Raw genomic sequence first — 1,415 nt, forward strand, 5'->3', positions numbered from 1 at the left:
AAGAGGCCGAAGCAAACCGTCATTTTACCGTTTGCATGAGGCTGGTTTCAACCATTTAACTGATTTAACAGGATTTCAAGCGCTTGGAAATATTGTTTCAGACGGCCTTTGGGATTAAGATAAAGGCCGAAATCATGAAACAAGGTTGAAACCATGACTCAGCAACAATCTGTCTCCTCTGCGATCAAAGCGCGCGTCCTTGCCGAATCTTTACCTTATATCCGCCGTTTTTCCGGCTCCATCATCGTCATCAAATACGGCGGTAACGCCATGACCGAGTCGGCCTTAAAAGAGGGCTTCGCACGCGATGTCGTCCTGCTCAAACTGATCGGCCTACATCCCGTCATCGTTCACGGCGGCGGCCCGCAAATCAATGAAATGCTGGAAAAAGTCGGCAAAAAAGGGGAATTTGTTCAAGGCATGCGCGTCACCGACAGCGAAACCATGGACATCGTAGAAATGGTTTTGGGCGGACACGTCAATAAAGAAATCGTTTCCATGATTACCTCCTTCGGCGGTCGCGCCGTCGGCATTACCGGCCGGGACAACCACTTCATCAAAGCGGAAAAACTCCTGATCGATACGCCCGAGCAAAAAGGCGTGGACATCGGCCAAGTCGGCACCGTGGCCGACATTGATACCCGTTTGGTGGAAGGCTTGGTCGAGCGCGGCTGCATTCCGGTCATCGCACCCATCGGCGTAGGCCAAAACGGCGAAGCGTTCAACATCAATGCCGACTTGGTTGCCGGCAAACTGGCGGAAAAACTTCAAGCCGAAAAACTGCTGATGATGACCAATATTCCCGGCGTACTGGATAAAGAAGGCAAATTATTGACCACCCTGACGCCAAGCCGCATTGACGAACTGATTGAAGACGGCACGCTGTACGGCGGCATGCTGCCTAAAATTGCCTCCGCCGTCGAAGCCGCCAAAAGCGGCGTTAAAGCCACGCACATCATAGACGGCCGCGTTCCCAACGCCCTGCTCTTGGAAGTGCTGACCGATGACGGCGTAGGCTCGATGATTTTTGGCGAAGGCTAATCCGTTTCTCAGACGGCCTTATGCCTTATTTAATCAGCTTTTCACCCTAAAAAGGGTAAAAAATGTTACACTATACGGCTTATGTTTGTTTGAGCGATATTGACGTGAAACAAACTTACAGTCGGTTTCATATCGACTCCGATGCCATACTTGGCAAAGACGGTATAATGTCTGCATCCATCAGACTTTGGCAATCATCCTTAAGGCCGTCTGAAACGTAACAAAGCTACTTTTCTTTTACCATCCTATTTGGAGATATTCATGAGCGCAATCGTTGATATTTTTGCACGCGAAATTTTGGACTCCCGCGGCAACCCTACCGTAGAGTGTGACGTATTGTTGGAATCCGGCGTCATGGGACGCGCAGCCGTACC

Annotated in this window: 2 protein-coding genes; both read left to right on the forward strand. The window is 50.2% G+C overall.

Annotation, left to right across the window (positions count from 1 at the left end; genetic code table 11):
* Positions 1-153 precede the first annotated feature (153 nt).
* On the forward strand, positions 154-1,041 hold the full coding sequence (gene argB, locus ACTHUT_RS20650) for an acetylglutamate kinase (RefSeq protein ID WP_440385754.1): 888 nt from the start codon (positions 154-156) through the stop codon (positions 1,039-1,041).
* A gap of 261 nt (positions 1,042-1,302) precedes the next feature.
* Positions 1,303-1,415, forward strand: a 113-nt coding sequence (locus ACTHUT_RS20655; protein WP_440419672.1) for a hypothetical protein, incomplete at its 3' end; no start/stop codon positions are given.

The organism is Neisseria sp. P0022.S010 (assembly GCF_051956635.1).

Coding starts and splice junctions, on each gene's coding strand:
- argB (WP_440385754.1), top strand. CDS start 154: ATGACTCAGCAACAATCTGTCTCCTCTGCGATCAAAGCGCGCGTCCTT.